Raw genomic sequence first — 22030 nt, 5'->3', positions numbered from 1 at the left:
AGGAGCTCTGGACATGCGATTCATGCGATTAGGGATAATAGCTCTGGTCGGCGGCGGTTTGCTTGCCTCTATTTTGATTGGATTTATAGTCTTGCGGTTTGGCGGCGCGTTGTCGCAGGAGGGCAGCCCCGTGCCTATCCTGTCTGCTATAGCAAAGCTGGATTATTCGGACAAGGATCATGTGCGGTTTGCCACCACGGATATCGGCAGCAGATATGTCTCTGCTAATTCCGGACAGGACCGGTATGCACCGGTTAAGGCCTGTATGAAGCAGTATGGCTGGTCTTTCAAGGAGCAGATGGGCTCCGGCCTGATTTTTGAACGAAACGGACAATCTTCTGTCATTGAGACAAGACTCTATTCGAAGCATTACTATCTCTGGGATATTCCAAATGAAGTGATAAGCTGAAGTTATAAGAAACCACGCCAAAGTTTGGGGTGGTTTTGTTGTTTTTCGTGCGGTCCCGGTTCGAGAAAGTGGAGAATAGTTCAGGGAATGGTTAAAAAATCATATGGAAATAGCGTCGATTATAGCTTCAAACTGTCGTATAATAGAACTAGACATTTTATCTATTTATAAACCTGTAGCATAGAAGTAGTTCATTTTTTGATCAGAAAAGATGTGTGAGAAATTTCACGAGCGTGAAACATCCTTTCTGCAAATCGAAAGGTTAAGGACGGTTAACATGAGCAAACAAACGAAAACAGACGTAATTTTGATTGGTGCCGGCATTATGAGTGCTACTTTGGGTTCTTTGCTGAAGGAACTGAAGCCAGAGTGGGAAATTACCGTATTCGAGCGCCGCGCAACAGCCGGTGAAGAAAGCTCCAACGAATGGAACAACGCAGGGACAGGACACTCCTCCCTATGCGAGCTGAACTACACGACGGAGAAGCCGGACGGTTCCATCGACATTAGCAAAGCGGTCAAAGTCAATGAAGAGTTCCAGGTATCGAAGCAGTTCTGGTCTTATCTCGTAAACAGCAATCTGATCCGTAATCCGCGGGACTTTGTTGTACCCGTTCCTCATATGAGCTTTGTGCAAGGGGAAAAAGACGTTACGTTCCTGAAGAAGCGTTTTGCGGCATTGTCCGGCAATCCATTGTTTGAAGGCATGGAATTCTCCGATGACCCTGCGAAGCTGGCAGAATGGATTCCGCTTATGATGAAAGACCGCAAAGTAAATACGCCAATTGCTGCAACCAGAATTGAGTCCGGGACGGATGTCAACTTTGGTTCTTTAACACGTATTCTGTTCAATCAATTGAAGCAGCAAAACGTGGACATAAACTATAACCATAATGTAGATGATATTAAACGTGCAAACGACGGCACTTGGGAACTGAAAGTGCGCAATCTGCAAAGCGGCAGCTCGGAACGCATCAATGCGAAGTTCGTCTTTATCGGCGGCGGCGGCGGAAGCCTGCACCTGCTGCAAAAATCCGGCATTAAGGAAGGCAAAGGCATCGGCGGCTTCCCGGTAAGCGGTCTGTTCATGGTCTGCAAGAAGCCGGAAGTGGTGGCTCAGCACCGTGCGAAGGTATACGGCCAAGCGCCGGTTGGCGCTCCGCCAATGTCCGTGCCGCATCTGGATACGCGCGTTATCGACAACAAAGAGTCGTTGTTCTTCGGTCCGTTTGCGGGCTTTACGCCAAAGTTCCTGAAATTCGGTTCCAACATGGACCTGATTACATCCGTCAAACCGCATAACTTAACGAACATGCTCGCGGCAGGCGCGAAAAATATGTCCCTGACCACGTACCTGATCAAACAGCTGATGCTGTCCAAAGAACAGCGCATGGAAGCCTTGCGCGAGTTCATCCCGAATGCAAAGAGCGAAGATTGGGAGCTGCTCGTGGCTGGCCAACGCGTACAGATTATTAAAGAAACAAATGCAGGCAAAGGCACTCTGCAATTCGGTACGGAGGTTATTAGCGCGGCTGACGGCTCGATCGCTGCCCTTCTTGGCGCTTCGCCGGGCGCATCGACAGCCGTTTCGGTTATGCTCGAAGTAATCGGCAAATGCTTCCCGCAGCATATCAAAGAGTGGGAGCCTAAGATCAAGGAAATGATTCCGTCCTACGGAACGAAGCTTCTGCAAAACCCTGAGCTGATCCAGCAGATCAATGCAACAACGAATGCGGCTCTTGGACTCGCAGGCAAAAAACAAACGAGCTCGGCGTTGGCATAACGCATGTTTAGATCGCCCTTTAACTGGCTTCCCAAAGCCAGTTAAAGGGCGATTGTTTATTTCAAGGGCAGTTCTCAAATGACGACGGCTTGTTGTTCATTTTATGAAAATAGTATATTATTTCATTCAATGAAATAATTGAACAAATATATAGGGTGAGAGGGAGATATTGTGATTGTAACGAAGACAAAGCGAGGGACTAACCTTGAAGATGTACAGGAGATGAATCGTTCATTGGTCATTCGCCTCATGCGAAGAAGGGAGGTATGCTCCAGGGCGGAATTAACCCAAGATTCTGGACTTAATCAGTCGACGATTACGAATATCATTAATGAGTTAATCAGTTGGGGGATTGTGGTAGAGACGGGTGTGATAGAAGGTAAGAAAGGGCGGCGTTCCATCGGTATCAAGCTGAATTGCGAGCCTTACAAGATTATTGGAATCCGGCTCGCAAGGAAGTCGATAACGGTTGCGTTGTATGATCTGGGGGGCAGCGAATACAAGAGACAGCAAATTCCCATCAACATGGCTGACGGTTCAACCAATGCCTTCAATCGCATGAAGGAACTGATTCGGGATATGATGCAATCAAATGCTGTCGGGAATGTGATAGCGATTGGCGTGGTTACCCCTGGTCCGCTGCTTCGGGACGAGGGCCGGATCGGTCTGATGACGTATTTTCCGGGGTGGGAGAAAATAAACATTCAGGAGGAGCTAATGCAAGAGTTCGAGCTCCCCGTCTATATGGAGCATGACGCCAAGGCGGGGGCGCTTGCGCATTGGTGGTTCGGAACCCCCCTTCAGGAACAGGGCGTTATGATCTACGTGGCTGCAGGCCAAGGCGTGGGAGCAGGAATCGTCATCGAAGGAAAAGTATTCCGGGGATCGCTTGGTATGGCGGGTGAGATCGGCCATATGAGTATCGATTACAAGGGCCAGCAATGCGAATGCGGCAATAGAGGCTGTCTTGAGCTATATTGCTCGACCTCGGCTTTGCTGCAAACCTTAAAAAAAGAACATGCCTCGTTGAAATCGATATGGCAAGAGCTGAAGGAGGTCAAGAGCGGCGAGACGAGAGAAGCGGTTAGACAAGCTGCGTGGTATCTTGGCTTTGGTCTTGTTAACATCATAAACACCTTTAATCCGGATCGGATTATTCTGGGCGACGAAATGGCTGAAGCCGGGGATTTGCTTCTTGATACGGTGAAATCGGTCATTAAGGAGCATGTACTGCCCGATGTCTATAGTCAATTGACGATAGAGCTTGCTTCAGACGACATGGATACGATGCTTGTCGGCTCGGCAATCGTAGCGATTGAGAGTATATTGGATAATCCCTCTAGTTATTTGAAGCAAAGCTAAAATATATATCCGTATGGGAAGCCCGGTCAGAGAAATCTGACCGGGCTTTTTTGATGCCTCCTTTACCTCCGCATAAAGCAGTTCAAGTAGATCGTTGGAAAACGAGAAAAGGGATGGAAAAATTATTACTTGATTAAATCAATAAATGCATTTATAGTAATAATGTAAACAGTAAAAATAAACAATGTTTCATTAATTGGAGGCCGCAGCATGTCGTTACTGATGGGGATTGATATCGGAACCTCAAGCGTGAAATCCATGATCATGGATCCTTCAGGCAAGGTACTCGGATTTGCGCAGATGGAGTATGACATCAATATTCCTGTCTCAGGATACGCCGAACAGAATCCGGATGAATGGTGGGAGTTGGTTAAGAAGACAAGCGCTCAAGCAATGGCGGGAGCTGGCATAGACGGAGGGGCGTTAGCGGGAATTGGGTTTTCCGGTCAAATGCACGGGTTGGTGGCGCTAGATAAAGAAGGTCAGGTGCTTCGGCCATCCATTATATGGTGCGATCAGCGGTCAATCCCTCAGAAGGCCATATTGGAATCCGGACTTACGACGGAACAGCTAGGACATATGATTCAGAACTCCGTGTCGACCGGATTTCTTATCCTCTCGTTGATGTGGATCAAAGAAAATGAACCCCAAATCTATAGCCGTATAGACCGGGTTATGCTGCCGAAGGATTATGTCCGTTACCGGTTGACCGGTGAAATCGGCACGGACACGACGGATGCCTCCGGCACGTCGGCTTATGATACGGCATCCCTTCGATGGTCGGATCCATTGATCGCATTAGCGGGACTGGATAGCAGTATGTTTCCGAAGATCGGTAATCCATGGGAGATAGCGGGATACGTTACAAGAGCGGCCGAATCCGAAAGCGATTTCATTGCGGGGACTCCCGTTGTATACGGTGGGGCGGATCAAGCCATGCAAGCGGTTGGAAACGGTATTATTAAACCTGGCAACCTTTCCGTTACGATCGGAACCGGAGGGCAGCTGTTTACGGCTATTGATCAGCCGGCCTATGATAGGAAGCTTAGGACGCATACTTATGTTCACGCGGTTCCAAACCGGTGGTATCTGATGGGGGCGACGATGAGCGCGGGATTGTCGTTGAAGTGGCTGGCTTCCCAGGTTTTGAACAAGCAGGATTACAAGGCACTTGACCGGATGGCTAAAGAAGTTCCCGCGGGAAGCGAGGGGCTGCTGTTCCTGCCCTATCTGACCGGTGATCGAACTCCCCATATGGATCCGCAAGCAAGCGGGATGTTCTTCGGGCTCAAATTGGAACACAAGGACGCGCATCTGATAAGAGCGGTGCTTGAAGGGGTATGTTATTCGCTTCGCGACGGCGTGGAGATTATTCGTTCGCTTGGGGTTGAGCTTGAGAGAATCATCATCTCCGGGGGCGGTGCGAAGAGCCTGTTATGGAGCCAGATTCTTGCCGATATTTTGCATCAGGATGTTTATGTAAGCATGACGGAGGAACAGGCATGCGTGGGTGCGGCAATCATGGCCGGAGTTGGCGCGAAGCTGTATGATTCCGTTGAGCAGGCTTGCCAAACCGTCGTTAAGCTGCACGAAAGTCCCGTGCGCCCAGACCCTATGAACCAGGCGATTTATGACCGATACTATACCGTCTATAGCAAGCTTTACGAGATTAACCGGGAGCTCTTTCCCATGCTGAATAACAATACTAATGTGAATGGAGTGTCAAAATGATGATGAACGCTACTGGTGGCGGCAACTTTATCGAGCTTAAGAATAAACAGGCTGAGCAATCCTTGAGCCTGGGAAATCTCAAAGCACTGACAATTGGAGCATCTGTGAGGGGAGGAGACAAAAGCGAGGAGCTGCTCCGCATTCAAGGCGATGCACAAGCCGCCGCGATTCGCTTCTATTCCGAAGAACAGGCGGAAGGCAAAGGGTTATTCCTGGTTGTTGACTTCCATACGGATGCCAAAGACAAACCGCTGACGTTATCCGTTCCATGGCAAGCGATTGGCGCGGGCGAGCATGATCTCCTGCTTCGCTATGGCGGACACATCGTCGAGTTGTTCGTAGACGGCGTTCTGATTGACGAGGACTGGCCGATGGGCTCCGTTCAATTGGAGAATGCAGCAGCACAGTGCTTTGATGGGACGCTTAAGGCGACAATCTGGGCTTACGCCTTGACAGAAGAAGAGCGCGGCAGCCTTATTCAAGATAAGCCAGGTCTGGAAAGCCGGGAGACGCTGTACCTGGGAACGGAGCCGGAATCCATCCAGTACTGGAAGCCAAGGGGATTCAATACCGGGGTTGGCGATTGCATGCCTTATTTCGACGGGGAAACGTTCCATGTCTACTACCTGTTCGATCGTCGGGGTCATGCGAGCAAATGGAGCTTGGGCGCGCATCAATGGGCGCATATGTCGACCAAGGATCTGAAAGACTGGACGCATCACCCTATGGCTGTTGCCGTGACAGAGGAATGGGAAGGGTCCATTTGCACAGGTTCCGTTCTGAAGGAGAACGACGTTTATTATGCCTTTTACGCCGTTCGGGCAGTGGACGGCTCACCGGCCCAATTGACCTATGCGGTTAGTAACGACGGCATTTCCTTTACCAAGACCGAGGCTTACATAAACATCTCTAACCGGTATTTGCTATCCTCCGTCCGTGATCCTCATGTATTCAAGGACGAACAGGGCGTGTATCACATGCTGGTTACGACAAGCTTAGTAGACGGCGTCAAGCATGAGGGATGCCTCGCCCATCTTGTATCAAGCGATCTGCGGAATTGGCAGGAGGAAGAACCGTTTATCGTGCCGGGTTACCACGGTGAGCCGGAGTGCTCGGATTATTTTGAATGGAACGGCTTATATTACCTGATCTTCAGCAATGACGGTCTCGCCCGCTACCGGTATTCCAAAGAGCCGTTTGGACCTTGGCTGCGTCCGGCGATGGATACGATTGACAGCGTTCAATTGCGTGTACCGAAGACGGCCGCCTTCCCTGGAGGAAGAAGAATGGTTACGGGCTTCTTGTCCGGACCGGGACGATACGGCGGCGAGTTGATCATCCGGGAGCTTGTTCAGGAAGAGGATGGATCGCTTGGACTGAAGCTGCCTGCCGAGTTTGCCGGTTTAACAAGCCAGGTTGTGACACGGCAAGAAGAACTCGTTTCCTTATCCAACTTAAACGGGTTTTCCGAGCAGCTGCTCGGAAAGGTGGAGGGCGACTATGAGCTGACCTTCGAGGCCGTTCCCGAGCACCCTACAATGTTCTACGGGTTTTCCGTAGCGGGGGATTCCCATTTCAAACAAGGCAGCGATATCCGGTTTGAGCCTTCCAATCGCAAGCTTGGCGTTCATGATACGGTCTGCGTAGGCTTCCAGGAGGATGAGGTTTCGTCCATCTATCACGTGAAGGAATTAGAAGGCCGCGTCCATGTTGAGGCGACCGTAAAGGAAGGTTTCATCGACATTTGCGTAAACGGTAAACGAACCTTCATCAGCCGTATTAACAGAGAACATGCTTATCTGCGATTCTTTGCCCAATTCGGAACGGTAAGCTTCCATAACATCACGATTCGATCGGTTTAGAGCAGGTAACAAGGAGGAATGCACCATGCACAGCAATGGGATGCTGGCTAATATGCGGAGGAGATGGCAGCTTTACGTGCTGCTCCTTCCGTCCGTCTTGTACATCTTGTTGTTCCATTACGTCCCCATGTACGGCATTATCATCGCTTTTAAAGATTTTAAATCCAGCATGGGCATTATCGGGAGCCCTTGGGTTGGGATGAAGCACTTCGAAGCCTTTTTTGATTCTTTTGTCTTCGAGCAGATCGTAACGAACACGGTTAAGCTAAGCGCGTTTTCGCTGTTAATCGGATTTCCCATTCCCATCCTGTTCGCCCTGCTGCTGAATCAGATTCGAAACCGGCTTGCGCAGCGATTTGTGCAAACGGTTACTTATGCACCGTATTTTATCTCTACCGTCGTCCTCGTGTCCATGCTGAACGTATTCTTAGCTCCCAGCACGGGGATTATCAACAATTTCATAACGTTGTTTGGCGGCGAAGCCGTCAACTTCATGGCGAGGGAAGAATGGTTCCGCACGGTCTATATCTCCTCGGGCATCTGGCAGACAATGGGCTTCAGCGCCATTATTTATCTTGCGGCGTTAAGCGGCGTCAACCCGGAGCTGCATGAAGCGGCCACGGTTGACGGCGCAACGAAGCTGAGGCGGATCTGGAATGTCGATCTGCCGTCCATTCTTCCGACGATCACGATTCTCTTCATTCTCGGCATCGGCAGCATCATGTCCGTAGGCTGGGAGAAGGCTTTCCTGATGCAGCAAGGCATGAACCTGCCGGTGTCGGAGATCATTTCCACTTATGTATACAAGGTTGGCTTGCTTAATGCGCAGTACAGCTTTGCTACGGCGATTGGCCTATTTAATTCGATAATTAACTTTACGCTTCTTATCTTTACAAATTACGCATCCAGAAAAATGTCCGGAAACAGCTTATGGTAGCTGAATGGAGGAATCAAGACAAATGAAATCCTTGTCCCTGGGCGACAAAATTTTCACCGTATTCAACTACACGCTTATGGCAGCGATTACGCTGTGTATCCTTTATCCGCTCTACTTCATCGTTGTTGCGTCATTCTCGGATCCCAACATCGTCAATCGCGGAGGAATTCTGCTCCTGCCGGAACGTTTGTATACGGAAGGTTACGCGAAGATTTTCGACTACAAGCCGCTTTGGACCGGTTATCTAAATTCCATTATTTATACCTTGTGCGGCACCCTGGTTAATTTGGTCTTCACCCTTACCGGCGCTTATGCGCTCTCGAGAAAAGATTTGGTTGGCCGGAAGCCAATCATGCTGTTGTTCATCTTTACGATGTTCTTTAGCGGAGGACTTATTCCGAGCTACCTTCTCATAAATAAGCTTGGAATTATGGACACCATGTGGGCATTGATTCTGCCTGCTGCCGCGTCCGTGTGGAACATTATCATTACGCGCACCTTCTTCCAGAGCACCATTCCGGATGAACTGCTGGAAGCTGCCGTTATGGATGGCTGCTCGGATTTCAAGTTCTTCTTGTCCATTGTTCTGCCTTTATCAAAAGTCATCGTGGCGGTCATGGCTCTATTCTATGGCATCGGGCATTGGAACTCGTTCTTCGAGCCGCTGATCTACATCACAAGCGATGATAAATTCCCGCTGCAGGTTATTTTGCGGAACCTACTGATTACGAACGAGGTTGGAAACGAGATGCTGTCGGACGCAATGTCCATGGCCGAACGCCAGCGTATTGCAGAGCAGCTGAAGTATGGCGTTATCGTAGCATCATGTCTTCCTTTGCTTACCGTATATCCGTTCCTGCAAAAGTATTTCACGCAAGGGGTCATGATCGGTTCCATTAAAGGCTAATGGCGTGTTTGTCCCTGTTCCATACTCGGGCAAGGAGGTGAATGCGCGCTTTTAAGTCTTGGTCATCCATTGCAATCGGGGAGTCAACTTAATTCAAGTGAAGGGGAGAAGAGAAACAATGAAGAAGATAGTCGCTATTCTATGCACGGCCATTATGCTGCCGGGGATTATGGCGGGTTGTTCGTCAGGCAGCAACAATGAATCTTCGGCTAATAACAAGACAGCGGAATCCGCGAATGCAAAGGGTAATTCTGAAGCTCCCATCCGCATCGTTCGTCCTAAAAGCCCGCAAAATCTTCCTGCAAAAGATATGATCTGGTACAAAAACTACACAAAAGTATCGGGCATCGATATTGATTGGCAGGAAATACCGCAAGAGTCCTCCTCAGAGAAAATAAACTTGATGCTGTCCACCGGAGATCTGCCTGAGGCGTTCATGCAATCGCTGAACACCAGCATGATCATGAAGAATGTGGATCAGGGCATCTTCCTTCCGATCGAGGATTACATTAAAGATATGCCGAATTTCTCCAAGGTATTGGAGAAGCGGCCGGAATACAAGTCGTTAATAACCGCGCCGGACGGCCACATATATGGACTGCCTTACATTGAGGAGATGTTCGGCCTAATTAGCAACCAGGGCATCCTGCATATTTACAAGCCTTGGCTGGATAAGCTCGGGCTGCCGATTCCCAAGACAATCGACGAATACCGCGATACGCTTAAGAAGTTCGTGGAATCGGACATGAACGGCAACGGTAAGAAGGATGAAATCGGACTGGCGCTGGCCAACAAGGATGTAACCTCAGGCATTGGACATTGGCGCAACGCCAACGACTTCGGCCAGTTCTTTGGGCTATGGGGCCAAGCAGACCGCAACGACAGCCTTGGCGTGGATGAGAACGGTAAAGTGTTCAGTACCTCCACTACGGAGGCCTACAAGACCGGTATTAAATACTTGCACGACATGTACAAGGACGGCTTGATTGACGAGGAGTATCTGATTACGGACAGTCCGAAGCTGCAAGCCAAATTGCGTAATCCGGATGTCATCGTCGGCAGTGTATTGACCTTCTCGATCAGCGATATGGTAGATAAGGAACGTGCCAAGGATTATGTAGCCGTACCTTATCTGACAGGTCCGGGCGGAGAATTCGGAACGCGCGAGAACCTTGTCGAGATGCATAATCCGGTAGCTTTCGTTCTGACCAAGGCAGCGAAAAATCCGGAGAGAATTCTGAAATGGGCGGACGGCCTGTACGATCCGAGCTGGTCGGTTCAGACCAACTGGGGCCCGCTCGGCTATCAGTACAAGAAGAATGACGCGGGAGTTATGGTGTTTGACGATTTAAAGGACGGATTGAAGACGTATAGCGAAATGCGCAGCCGGAATACGATTGGCGGGGGTTCGCCTGTCGCCGTATTGACGGATTACTATGATACCGTGGTGGAATATCCGCAGGACGCCAAGCGTCTATTGGATGACATGAAGGCCGTTGGTTTCATAGACAAGCATCTGAACGATCCTTATATTCCGCACACCATTTTCTACGAGCCGGAAGTAGCAGATAAAATGGCGCTGCTCTCCGCTCAAGTCTATCAACTGATGGACAATAATCGTCGCAAGTGGATAACGGACGGCGGCATTGACCAGGAATGGGATAAATATCTGAAGGATCTCGATAAAGCAGGCTGGTATGAATTAATCGGTTATGTGCAAGAAGCCTACACCCGATATCTTAAGAATCAATAAGGCAGACATCTAAATTCGACAGCCATTATTCCAAGGAAAAAGGAACCATCTGCGGCGATGCCGTCAGCTGGTTCCTTTTTTTTTCGCACGCTACTTCAAATGGAATAAAAGCCGGATGAGCCCATTCAGCTTTTTGATGCGGCAGTTGTGGAAGGCGGCGATCTTCCATTCCCCGTTTTGTCTCACCAGCACGTTGGTGTTAATGGAGTCGCGGCTCGCGGGCGCTTTTTTCTGCCAACGCATCAGAACGGATCCGGTTGCATGCGCAATAGCCATGTCCGGCGAAATAAAACGCAGCTTCATTTCCCGCAAATCCGCAATCATCTTGGATCCGCGCAGCGGGCCGTCCCATAAAGCTTGATGAGCGCTATCAATCTCGCTCCGGCCTTTCAGATGCTCGCCAAAGAAGGTGACATAGTCGGCATCCGGGGTAAAAAACGCGCTATAAGCCTTGCCGTCGCCCTGATCCCATGCCCTGTACAGGGACCGAAATACATTATGAATGGCTTGAATATCCTCTTGTTGACCCGGCATTGGCATCCATCCTTCCCTTCCAGACATTTCTCTCTGCCACTGATTATAAAATAATCCTGCAGCCAGATAATCGCCCGTAGGAAGGAAGCTGCCTCAGACTTTGGTCGGAACAAAGAGCTGGCCTATCAGTTCCGTCCTGCACGGTGACGGTATTCCGTCGGGGAGCAGCTGGCTTCCTTGCGGAATGCCTTGGCGAAATGGTTCGTATCGGGGAAGCCGACAAGCTCGGCAATTTCCTTAATCGCAAGGTCCGTTGTGCCCAGGAGAGATTTGGCCTTCTGCATCCGTTTGCGGTTCAAATATTTGAGCGGCGGAACCGCGAAATGTTTGTTGAAATAACGGACAAGATAGTTGGGGTGGAGATGGACATGCTTCGCAAGCTGCTCCAGCGTCAAAGCTTCGGACAGATTAGCTTCGATAAATGCTTCAATCTGCTTCAGCCTCTCGATTTCGCCAAGCCGCCCCGGCACGAATTTCAGATGCGTATCGGAATGCGAGAGAAACAAGGCGATAATTTCGAGCAGAATGGCCTTTTCCCGTATTCTTGCCAGGTAAGAGCGATTCTGATACAACTCTACCAGCTCCCGGAACAGCTTCGTCAAGCTATCCGTATGGTCGGGAGAGATGTCGAGAATAGGAGGAATCTCCAGCCACTGGAACAGATCCATTTCGCCCATCGTGGCCGTGAAATGGCACCAGTATTTTGAATAAGGGCGGTCACTGACAGCGGAGTAGGATTGCAGAACATGAGCGGGCATATGGACCAGCTGCCCGGGAACGGGGCGGTAATCCTGGCCGTCGATGTTCAACCAACCCTCGCCCTCGCAGATCAGATAAAATTTATTGTAGGACGGGATATAATCAAGCTCGCGCCATTGGGGCGAGCATTGGGTATAATAAGCTTCCTCCAGATGAACCTGCAGATGCTGGAGCATTTCGTTAAGAAACTCGTAATTAGAATTGAGCAACATGAAGCGACACCTCGAATTAGGTTAATCTAATCCCCATACAAGCTAATTTGCTGCCTATATCATATCACAAATGACCGCTAGACTAGGGGGTATAACCTAAGCTTTTGGAGGCGATCTAGTCGTATGAGTCAATCAAATATCGAGCAGCGTACGGAACGAACCAAGTGGTTCCTGCAGGACCGGTTCGGCATGTTTATTCATTGGGGGTTGTATGCAATTCCCGCTCGCGGGGAGTGGATTCGGAACGGGGAACGGATCAGCGTCGAGGATTATCAGGTCTACTTCGACGAGTTTAATCCGGAGCGTTACGATCCGAAGGAGTGGGCAAAGGCAGCCAAAGCGGCAGGGATGAAGTATGCGGTGCTTACTGCCAAGCATCATGACGGCTTCTGTCTGTTCGACAGCCAGCTGACCGATTATAAGTCTACCAATACGGCATGCGGTAGAGATCTGGTCAGAGAGTTCCTGGACGCTTTCCGCGCGGAAGGACTTAAGGTGGGGCTGTACTACTCGCTGCTGGATTGGCATCATCCCGATTATCCGGCATACGGCGACCGTCATCACCCGATGCGAGACAATGAGGCGTATAAGCGCGGTCCGGAACGGTTCGCGGGCTATCTCGACTATATGCACGGCCAGGTGCGCGAGCTGCTTACCGGCTATGGCAAGCTGGACATTATGTGGTTCGATTTCTCCTATGACGAGATGAAGGGCGAAGCTTGGCGCGCAACCGAGCTGATGGAGATGATCCGTTCCATTCAACCGCATATCATCGTCGACAACCGTCTGGATGCGGGCGGAGAAGGGGGCGGATCGATCTATACGAATAATCCGAACCTGTACGCGGGGGACTTTGCCTCTCCGGAGCAGATCATTCCGCCAAGCGGCGTTACGGATGAAGAGGGCAACTCCATACCGTGGGAAGCTTGCATTACTCTAAATAATAACTGGGGTTATAGCGCGTCTGATTATACGTACAAGTCAGCCAAGACGGTTATCCGCAAGCTGGTCGAGTGCGTCAGCAAGAACGGCAACCTGCTCCTCAATGTTGGACCTAATGCCAAAGGAGAGATCCCGCGCGAGTCATTGGACATTTTGGAGGAAGTGGGGGAATGGCTCGGCAAGAACGGCGACAGCATTTACGGCTGCGTGGAAGCCGGTCTTCCTAAGCCGGAGTGGGGCCGGTACACGCGCAAGGGAAACAAGCTATACGCGCATTTGCTCGAGGAAAGCATCGGACCAATCGGCCTCGTGGGTCTGGCCGGCCGCGTGAAGCAGGCGAGACTGCTGTCCGACGGCTCCGAGGTATTTGTCACTCGTCCGTGGAATGTGCATCTGTTCGAGAAGGATGCCTTCTTCAACTTCGCAAGACCGGAGACGGCTACTTATCCGCTCCCGGATGAGCGGAATACCGTTGTGGAGCTTACGCTGATTGACGAGGAATAGAACCCAAAGAGCGGCTGTGCGAACAGCCGCTCCTTTTTTACATCCCATCCTTATTGGCAGCCCTTTCAAACCTCTACCGTAACCGGCGCTTCCTCCTGATAGCAAATTTCGGCGAATAACAGGCCAAGATCGCTTACGGTAAGCTGCAATTGCTGAAGGAGGAGCAATACTTCTTCCGTAATAGTATCGCCATGGCGCTGCTTGCCCGCCCGGATGCTCGACAACACATCGCTGGTCTGAATGGACAAGTTCTTTATGGAATGATGCAGCAATGGATTTCTCTCAATATAGCTGGCGAGCGAATTGATGCCGAACCGGACCGAACGGGGGAATTCGGCGTTGAGCAGAAGAAACTCGGTTACCTCCGTCAACCGTACATGGTGGGCATGAAACTTGCGGAAGGCATCGTAACCGCCGCAGGATTTCAGCAGAACAAGAAAACGGTTATAGCGGAGCTCCTCATCCAGCAGCTTCTCGTCCTGCTGCATATTCCGGTAGGTGGCATGGATGATCCCGACCGTGCCATTCATCCTCTCCACAAATTTACCGGTTTGAATGAAGTTCCAATTCTGTCCCCGTACCATCGTAGCGTCGGCAGTACCGTTAAACAGAGCCAACTGCTCGCTAATATGCTTATAGAACAGATAGGGAGACTGCAGCATCAGCTTGCTGACATCCTGCTCCTTCAGCCATAAGTAGAAGGTGTTCATAATATCCCACAGCTCCCCCGGAAGCAAAGGTCGGAGAGTGCGAATATGGTTTCGAACCTGCTGAATGCTGGAGTAGATGCTGTCCGGATTCGTCCGGTCAAAAGTCAGATCATGAAGGACAACCCACTCATTAGCCTGATTGTTCAGCTCAGGGGTATGGCCGACGGCCGAAGCGAGCCGCTCCCAGGCGTAACCCTCGTCAGTTTCCTTCAGCTCATGGCGCATACTGTAGTAAATATTGATGATTCGGGCATAATTGTCCGCCCGTTCCAGGCAGCGCCCGATCAGGAACAATAATTCCGCATAGCGGTTTATCATCTCAATCACCTCATCATTAGTTGGTGTTATTACCCTAGCACCCATGTATCCTTTGTTCCGCCGCCTTGCGAGGAATTCACGACAAGCGAGCCTTCCTGAAGGGCGACGCGGGTCAATCCTCCCGGGACCACATAAGAAGAATCGGAGCCCATAAACGTAAAAGCACGCAAATCGATGTGCCGGGCACCGACGCGGCCGTCAGTCAGCGAAGGGCAGCAGGACAGCTTTATCGTAGGCTGAGCGATATAGCGCTCCGGATGCCGGGCGATTTTCTCCGCGAAAGCTTTAATGTCTTCTTCCGTAGCCGTAGGGCCGATCAGCATGCCGTACCCGCCCGACAAGGACCGCTCTTTGACAACCATATCGGAGAGGCGGGACAGGACATATTCTCGTTCATGGGGCCGTGTCAGGATATAGGTCGGAACGTTATTCAGAATGGGCTCTTCCTTCAGGTAGTAGCGGATCATATCGGGCACGAAGGCATATACCGCTTTATCGTCGGCAATTCCGGTTCCCGGAGCATTGGCCAGCGCGACATTGCCGGCAAGGTACGCGTCCATTAGGCCTGGCACGCCAAGCAAGGAGTCTTTGCGGAATACCTGCGGATCGAGAAACTCGTCATCGATACGCCGGTAAATGACATCCACTTGCCGGAGTCCCTGGAGGCTTTTCATATATACGATTCGGTCCTTCACGATTAGATCATTGCCTTGAACTAGCTCGATCCCCATTTCCTGCGCCAGGAAGCAGTGATCATAATAGGCGGAGTTATAAATGCCGGGGGTCAGCAGGACAACAAGAGGGTCGGGCTTGGAATGGGGAGCCAGGCTGCGAAGACTGCCAAGCAGAGCATTCATGCCGCGATCAATGCTGCGAATCCGATAATCGAAAAATAATTCCGGGAACAAGCTTGTCATTAAAGCGCGGTTCTTATAGACGTAAGACAGGCCGGACGGTGTTCTCAGGTTATCTTCGAGTACGTAATACTCACCGGATTGACCGCGGATAATATCGATGCCGGATAAAGGGATATATACGCCGCCCGGAACATCGACGCCAACCATCTCCGGCACATAATAAGGGTTGTTCAGAATCATGTCGCTTGGAATAAGCCCATCTGACAGGATGCTCTGCTCATGATAGATATCCCGTATAAAAAGGTTTAACGCTTTAACCCGCTGCTTGAGACCCTGGCTTAGAAGAGCCCAATCCTCGGTAGTGATCATTCTCGGCAGCAGGTCGAAAGGAATCGTTCTTTCCCGGGAGGAATCCTCGGGATTGTTGCTATATAAAGTAAAGGTAATCCCTTGCGTAACCATTTCCTCCTGCATTAAAGCGTCGCGGGACTTTAACTCTTCCAGCCCCATTTTGGCCAGCCGCTGCAGCATTGTCCCGTAGTGAACCCTGCCTTTTCCCCGCCCCTCGAACATCTCATCGTAAAAAGCCGGATGCTCGTAATCAGCGAAGAGCTGGTTCATGTTATCCTTCATCATTAGCATGGCCATGATTAATATCCCTCCATTGTTCTTATTCCTTGTTCCATCTATTAGAGTGTGAATTTAACTAACATTTGGATAACACAGCAAGTATAGAGCAGGGGGTCACTGGATGTATGTCGAAACCCCTTGCTTAAATGTGTCTATTTTGTGACAATTTGATTTTGCATGTTTACTTCTAATTTTTGCTATATTCACTTCTTTGCTGGAATAGTAAGATATAGGAAATAAAAAGTGAGGTGCATGCATGAGGTTTACGATTCGAAGCAAGCTGCTGATCAGCTTCTTATCCGTTGCTTTTTTTGTGGCCGCGGTGAACATAACCGCGTACATTTACAACGACAAACTGAATCAATCCTTCGATAATCTCATTGACCAGCGGGTAGCCGTCTTAAATAAGGCAACGGAGATTCAGTACCTGGCCGTACAGCAGACCAACAGCTTAAGAGGGTATCTGCTGACGGAGGATCCCGAGTTTATGGAGGAGCTGCGAAATTCAAATACCGCAATGACCGGACTTATCGGCGAGGTCGAGGAACTAATCGTCCGGCCGGAGGTCAAGCAATCCTTTCAGGAGCTGGCGACCACCGATGCTTCTTTTGTAAGAAGCTCTGAGGAGCTGCTGGCCAACCTGGAGAAGAATCATGATCAGGCGGCCGCCTTGGCATATTTTAAAACAACCACGCTCCCGTTAGGCGAGCAGTTAGGACCGCTCTCCCAGAAGTTTGTGAAATACCAGCAGCAGCTGCTGGAAGAGGACCGGACAAAGAACGCCTCCATGGTTGATTTCGTTAACGCCTTGACGGCTATTCTTACGGTTATTACCTTTCTGTTAACCCTGCTTATCGGACTCCTGCTATCACACCGCATCACGAGCAATCTCTTCAAAATTACGAGCGTTATTACCGGCTTTAATCATGAATCCAAAACATCCTCGAATATCCCGCATATTGAAGTTCGTTCCCAAGACGAGATCGGAGATATTGCCCGGTCCTTTAATGAAATGGCGATTACGCTGAACAAGTACTCCATTCTGGAGCAGGAGCAGCGCTGGCTCGAGACTAATGTTGCCGATATGGCGACCCGGTTCCAGGGCATTAATAACCTGGAGTCCCTGGCTCAGCTGTTTATTACGGCGATTACCCCGCTGGTTGATGCCAGTTATGGCGTGTTTTATCTGAAAGACGGCACGGGCCGGCGCCATCAGCTGAATAGATTGGCATCTTATGCGTACCAGCATTCGGCTATCGGAGTAGATTCCTTCAGGAACGGAGAAGGGCTTGTCGGACAAGCCGCCCTGGAGAGCCGCACCATTCTGCTGACCAATGTACCCGACAATTACATTCAAATCACATCCGGATTAGGGAAGGCGTCGCCTGCAAGCCTGCTCGTTATGCCGGTTCAGTTCGAAGGCCAGGTTATTGCCGTCATGGAATTAGCGTCGTTTGGCGCCTTTACTCCAATTCAGCAATCGCTGCTGCAGCAGGTATCCACTCACTTGGGAAGCGTGCTTAGCAGTCTGCAGGGACGCATGCAGGTCGAGCAGCTGCTGGCGGAATCGCAGGTGCTGACGGAAGAACTGCAGACCCAGTCGGAAGAACTGAGAGGCATTAACGAGAAGCTGGAGGAACAGAACAAAAATTCCGAGCAGAAGACACGAGAACTGGAGAAAACGAAGACCCAGCTGGAGGAGAAGGCCAGGCAGCTGTCGCTTAGCTCGCAGTACAAATCCGAGTTTCTGGCCAATATGTCTCATGAGCTTCGGACTCCGCTGAACAGTTTATTGATCTTGTCCAACATACTGGCCACCAATACCGAAGGCAACCTAAACGATCATCAAGTGAAATACGCCTATACCATTCACCAATCAGGCAATGACCTGCTGCAGCTGATTAACGATATTCTCGATTTGGCGAAGGTGGAAGCGGGCAAAATCGATCTCGTGCACGGTAAAGTCTGTCTTCATGAAATAAGTGAGTTCGCCGAGCAGCAATTCCTACCGGTAGCCCGTCAGAAGGGGCTTTCGTTTAAGACGGTAGTCGATGCCGATCTGCCGCAGACGCTATACACGGATGAACAGCGGTTAATGCAAATTATTAAAAACCTGCTCTCTAACGCCTTTAAATTTACCGAACGGGGCGAGGTAAAGTTTCATATTCACCATGCGCAGTCGGGATCGCGTGCAAAAGGAGGCATCGCCTTCTCTATTATCGATACGGGTATCGGCATTCCGAAAGAGAAGCAGGAGCTGATCTTCCAGGCTTTCCAGCAGGCGGACGGAACAACCAACCGGAAGTACGGCGGCACGGGACTTGGTCTCTCGATCAGCATTAATATGGCGCAGCTGCTGGGCGGCGCTATTCATGTAACCAGCGTGCCGGGTAAAGGAAGTGTATTCACGCTCACTCTTCCGAGTGAAGAGGCGTCCGAGAGCGCCCTCGGCCCATCCGTCGTTCAGCAGGAATCCGCCGCGGCCGTCGCCCAGCTGACCGAACCGGAAGGAATGATGGGGACGGAAGGCGAGGACGCCGGCTTGGATGAGGCGATCTGGGTAGGCAAAAAAGTATTGATTGTCGACGACGATATGAGGAACATTTACGCCACTACCATCGCCCTTGAGAGCAAGCAGGTAGAAGTGCTTTTTGCCGAGAACGGACTTTCGTGCTTAAAAGTGTTGAAGGAGCATCCGGACGTGGATCTTATCCTGATGGATATTATGCTGCCTGAAATGGATGGCTACGAGACTATGCGCGCGCTGCGGCAAATGCCAGGCTTTGGCACTCTTCCGATTATTGCTTTAACGGCCAAAGCGATGAAGGACGATAAGGACAAATGCCTCGAAGCGGGCGCGTCCGATTATATGAGCAAGCCCGTCAAGCTGGAGCAGCTGTTTGCCCGCATCCATTCTTGGCTGAGCAGATAGGTGGTAAGGCGTCATGCTTACGAATGAGAAGGAACCGATAGATGAACGGGAGCAGCTGGAGATTGAACTGCTGCTGGAGGCGTTGTACCGGTATTACGGGGTGGATTTCCGGAACTATGTGATGCCGACGATCCGTCGAAGAGTATGGAATCGGATCCGGGCGGAACGTCTGAGGACGATTTCCGGCCTGCAGGAGAAGGTGCTGCATGACCGGCAGGCATTCGAGCGGCTGGCTAATGACTTTTCCATTAATGTTACCGAGCTGTTCCGCGACCCCAGCTTCTTCAAGGCATTCCGGGACAAGGTAGTTCCCCGGCTGAAGGATTATCCCCGCATCCGCATCTGGCATGCCGGCTGTTCAACCGGAGAAGAGGCCTATTCGATGGCGATCCTGCTGCATGAGGAAGGACTGCTGGAGAAGACAAGAATTTATGCGACCGATATGAACGAAGCGGTTATTGAGGAAGCCAAGCTGGAGTCCTTTCCGCTCGACCGCTTGGCCTCGTATGCCCATAATTACGCGCAGTCAGGCGGCAGGAAATCCATTAAGGAATACGTGTCGGTTACGAGCGACCGCGCGGAATTCCGTCCTTTTCTGGGGGAGAAGATTACGTTCGCCCAGCATAACCTGGCGGTAGACGAGTCCTTTAACGAGTTCCACGTCATTATTTGCCGCAATGTCATGATTTACTTTAACTCTTATTTGCAGAACCGCGTGCATGAATTGTTTTACGAGAGCTTGTCCCCTTCCGGCTTCCTTGGTCTGGGGCATAAGGAGAGCATAACTTTTACCAGCTTCACAGACTGTTACAAGGAGATGGAAGCAAATGAGAAGCTTTACCGCAAAGTTAAATAACGCCGTATCCAAAGTGAATATTCTAATGGTTGACGACCGTCCGGAAAATTTGATTGCTCTTGAAGCGATTCTGGCTTCCCCGAACTACAGGCTGTACTCCGCTCATTCCGGCGAGGAAGCGCTGCGTCATGTGCTGACGACAGACTTCGCCGTTATTTTGCTTGATGTTCAGATGCCAGGGATGAACGGCTTCGAAACCGCCAGCCTGATCAAGATGAGAGAGCGATCGAAGCATGTGCCCATTATCTTTATTACGGCAATCAGCCAGGCAGCAGAGCATGTTAAGCATGGCTATTCGGTGGGAGCGATCGATTATATTTTCAAGCCTTACCATGCCGAAACGTTAAAAATGAAAATCGAAGCTTTCGTCCAGCTCTATCAATACCAGGAGCATATCAAGCTGCAGAATGAACTTCTGAAGGTCATTGGCGAAACTTCGAACGATACCATTGTCACCGTTGATGAAGCAGGCATTATGCAAACCCTGAATCCCACGGCAGCCAAAATGTTTGGTTATGCTCCGGATAAGCTGGCGGGCCGTCCAATCGATGAGATCGTTCCGGCGCTGTCCTCCTTCTTTCATGCCGAGACGAATCACGGCGCAAGAGTAATCGAGACAACGGCGCTGCGCAAAGATACGATTCCTTTCCCCGTAGACGTTCAGATCGGAAGAGCAAGTATCGTGGGGCAGCAACTTTATGTCTGCTCGATCCGCGATGTAACCGACCGCAAGATGATGGAGGAGGAGCGGTTCCGCAAAATTTTTGACACGATCCCCTGCCTAATCGCCCTGAGATCATTAAAGGATAAGCGTTATATCAATGTGAACGAGAGCCTGTTGCAAGCGATGGGCTATGAAGGGAATGAAGTCATTAATCAATCGGCGGACATGCTTCAATATATTTTAGACTCAGACGACAAGGGGGCTGAACGTCATAATCCATGGCAGCCGGCGCGTAATGTCCGGATTCGGTACATGACGAAGACGGGCGATCTGCGGGACGGATTGCTCTCGAGCGAGGTAATGCAGGTTCATGGCGAGGACTGCCTGCTAAGCGTTGTAACGGATATTTCGGAGCGCGTGTTTTTGGAAAAGGAGATTACCCGTCTCGACCGGCTTAATATTACAGGAGAGATGGCTGCGGGTATCGTGCATGAAATCCGCAACCCGATGACGACCGTCCGGGGATTTCTTCAGCTGTCGAGAAACAATCCATCCAAGGAATATACCGACATTATGATTGAAGAGCTGGACCGGGTACATAACATTGTGACGGAGTTTCTATCCGTGGGCGCGCAGGCTCCAACCAGCCGCAAATCAAAGCAAATCAATACGGTAATCGAGACGCTGTACCCGCTCATTCAGTCGAAGGCGTTAACCGGCAATCATGATATTGCCCTCGATTTGGGAGAATGCCCGCCGATTCAGCTCGATGAGAAGGAGATTCGCCAGTTGGTGCTTAATCTCGTATTAAACGGATTGGATGCCATGCCTTCAGGCGGTCGTTTGAAAATCAGGACTTACTCGGATACCAAGCAGGTCGTTATGGAGGTCAAGGACCAAGGCGGCGGCATTAAGGAAGAGTTCCTGGCGAAGCTGGGAACGCCATTCTTCAGCACCAAGGCGAGCGGCACCGGCCTCGGTTTATCCGTCTGCTACGGCATTGCCGCTCGGCATGACGCCGTCATTAAGGTGCAGACCGGCGAGCAGGGCACGACGTTTTTTGTGCATTTTAAGTTGTAATCTTACGGGAAAAAGACCATACCTCCTGCCTCGCAGGGAAGTATGGTCTTTTTGCGCTTATGCGGCAGCACGCCGCCTCCGTTATCGTCAACGGGTATCCTCGGCGATGTGCTCCAACGCTAGCTAACTAGTTACTTGAAGTGCAGTCATTCGCTAACGTTGTACAAAGTGCAGCATAATGGGGCAATTAGTCTGGTAAAAGGAAATATCCTGCACGAAGTGCAGGGTATTAGAGGAAATTAGCGCGAATAGGCTCAAATCGGCGAATTATCATGCACTCTGTACAGC

At 50.5% G+C, this 22030-nt stretch carries 16 protein-coding genes; 12 read left to right on the top strand and 4 right to left on the bottom strand.

Annotated features, from left to right (window positions below):
- Positions 1-13: 13 nt before the first annotated feature.
- From PJDR2_RS30995 to PJDR2_RS30960, 8 genes are all read left to right on the top strand, one after another.
- Complete coding sequence (locus tag PJDR2_RS30995) at positions 14-409, top strand: hypothetical protein (protein WP_015847703.1); 396 nt, start codon at positions 14-16, stop codon at positions 407-409.
- A gap of 211 nt (positions 410-620) precedes the next feature.
- The gene (locus PJDR2_RS30990; RefSeq protein WP_083778231.1) at positions 621-2192 is read left to right on the top strand and encodes a malate:quinone oxidoreductase; all 1572 of its coding nucleotides are present in this window, start codon (positions 621-623) and stop codon (positions 2190-2192) included.
- Between the two features lie 222 nt (positions 2193-2414).
- Positions 2415-3554, top strand: a complete 1140-nt coding sequence (locus PJDR2_RS30985; protein WP_265525092.1) for an ROK family protein — start codon at positions 2415-2417, stop codon at positions 3552-3554.
- A gap of 210 nt (positions 3555-3764) precedes the next feature.
- Complete coding sequence (gene xylB / locus PJDR2_RS30980; protein WP_015847700.1) at positions 3765-5285, top strand: xylulokinase; 1521 nt, start codon at positions 3765-3767, stop codon at positions 5283-5285.
- Complete coding sequence (locus tag PJDR2_RS30975; protein ID WP_244935569.1) at positions 5282-7147, top strand: glycosyl hydrolase; 1866 nt, start codon at positions 5282-5284, stop codon at positions 7145-7147. The genes xylB and PJDR2_RS30975 overlap by 4 nt, the downstream gene beginning before the upstream one ends.
- 25 nt (positions 7148-7172) lie before the next feature.
- Positions 7173-8084, top strand: a complete 912-nt coding sequence (locus PJDR2_RS30970; RefSeq protein WP_015847698.1) for an ABC transporter permease — start codon at positions 7173-7175, stop codon at positions 8082-8084.
- Between the two features lie 22 nt (positions 8085-8106).
- Complete coding sequence (locus PJDR2_RS30965) at positions 8107-8991, top strand: carbohydrate ABC transporter permease (protein WP_015847697.1); 885 nt, start codon at positions 8107-8109, stop codon at positions 8989-8991.
- 118 nt (positions 8992-9109) lie between these two features.
- Positions 9110-10744, top strand: coding sequence for an extracellular solute-binding protein (locus tag PJDR2_RS30960; protein WP_015847696.1), 1635 nt, complete (start codon positions 9110-9112; stop codon positions 10742-10744).
- A 90-nt stretch (positions 10745-10834) separates the two neighbouring features.
- Here PJDR2_RS30960 and PJDR2_RS30955 read toward each other — a convergent pair whose 3' ends face one another.
- Together PJDR2_RS30955 and PJDR2_RS30950 are read right to left on the bottom strand one after the other, a co-directional pair.
- Positions 10835-11278, bottom strand: a complete 444-nt coding sequence (locus PJDR2_RS30955) for an SgcJ/EcaC family oxidoreductase (protein ID WP_015847695.1) — start codon at positions 11276-11278, stop codon at positions 10835-10837.
- Between the two features lie 125 nt (positions 11279-11403).
- The gene (locus PJDR2_RS30950; RefSeq protein WP_015847694.1) at positions 11404-12249 is read right to left on the bottom strand and encodes a helix-turn-helix transcriptional regulator; all 846 of its coding nucleotides are present in this window, start codon (positions 12247-12249) and stop codon (positions 11404-11406) included.
- Positions 12250-12372: 123 nt separating this feature from the next.
- On the opposite strand from PJDR2_RS30950, the gene PJDR2_RS30945 reads away from it, so the two are divergent.
- Entirely contained in the window at positions 12373-13695 is a 1323-nt protein-coding gene (locus tag PJDR2_RS30945) for an alpha-L-fucosidase (protein WP_015847693.1), read from the top strand.
- 65 nt (positions 13696-13760) lie between these two features.
- Here the strand turns inward: PJDR2_RS30945 and PJDR2_RS30940 are convergent, their stop codons facing one another.
- Both PJDR2_RS30940 and PJDR2_RS30935 read right to left on the bottom strand, forming a co-directional pair.
- On the bottom strand, positions 13761-14723 hold the full coding sequence (locus PJDR2_RS30940; protein WP_015847692.1) for an alpha-E domain-containing protein: 963 nt from the start codon (positions 14721-14723) through the stop codon (positions 13761-13763).
- Positions 14724-14752: 29 nt separating this feature from the next.
- On the bottom strand, positions 14753-16228 hold the full coding sequence (locus tag PJDR2_RS30935) for a circularly permuted type 2 ATP-grasp protein (protein ID WP_015847691.1): 1476 nt from the start codon (positions 16226-16228) through the stop codon (positions 14753-14755).
- 238 nt (positions 16229-16466) lie between these two features.
- Between PJDR2_RS30935 and PJDR2_RS30930 the strand changes: the two genes are divergently transcribed.
- From PJDR2_RS30930 to PJDR2_RS30920, 3 genes are read left to right on the top strand one after another with little or no spacing between them, the layout of a single operon-like run.
- The gene (locus PJDR2_RS30930; RefSeq protein ID WP_015847690.1) at positions 16467-19142 is read left to right on the top strand and encodes an ATP-binding protein; all 2676 of its coding nucleotides are present in this window, start codon (positions 16467-16469) and stop codon (positions 19140-19142) included.
- A 13-nt stretch (positions 19143-19155) separates the two neighbouring features.
- Positions 19156-19998, top strand: a complete 843-nt coding sequence (locus tag PJDR2_RS30925) for a CheR family methyltransferase (RefSeq protein ID WP_015847689.1) — start codon at positions 19156-19158, stop codon at positions 19996-19998.
- On the top strand, positions 19970-21742 hold the full coding sequence (locus PJDR2_RS30920) for a PAS domain S-box protein (RefSeq protein WP_015847688.1): 1773 nt from the start codon (positions 19970-19972) through the stop codon (positions 21740-21742). Before PJDR2_RS30925 ends, PJDR2_RS30920 begins: the two co-directional genes overlap by 29 nt.
- Positions 21743-22030: the final 288 nt, after the last annotated feature.

This window comes from Paenibacillus sp. JDR-2 (assembly GCF_000023585.1).
Taxonomy (GTDB): Bacteria; Bacillota; Bacilli; order Paenibacillales; family Paenibacillaceae; genus Pristimantibacillus.
Note: the sequence above shows the minus strand (reverse complement) of the source record. Positions and strands in the feature narration are given on the sequence as shown.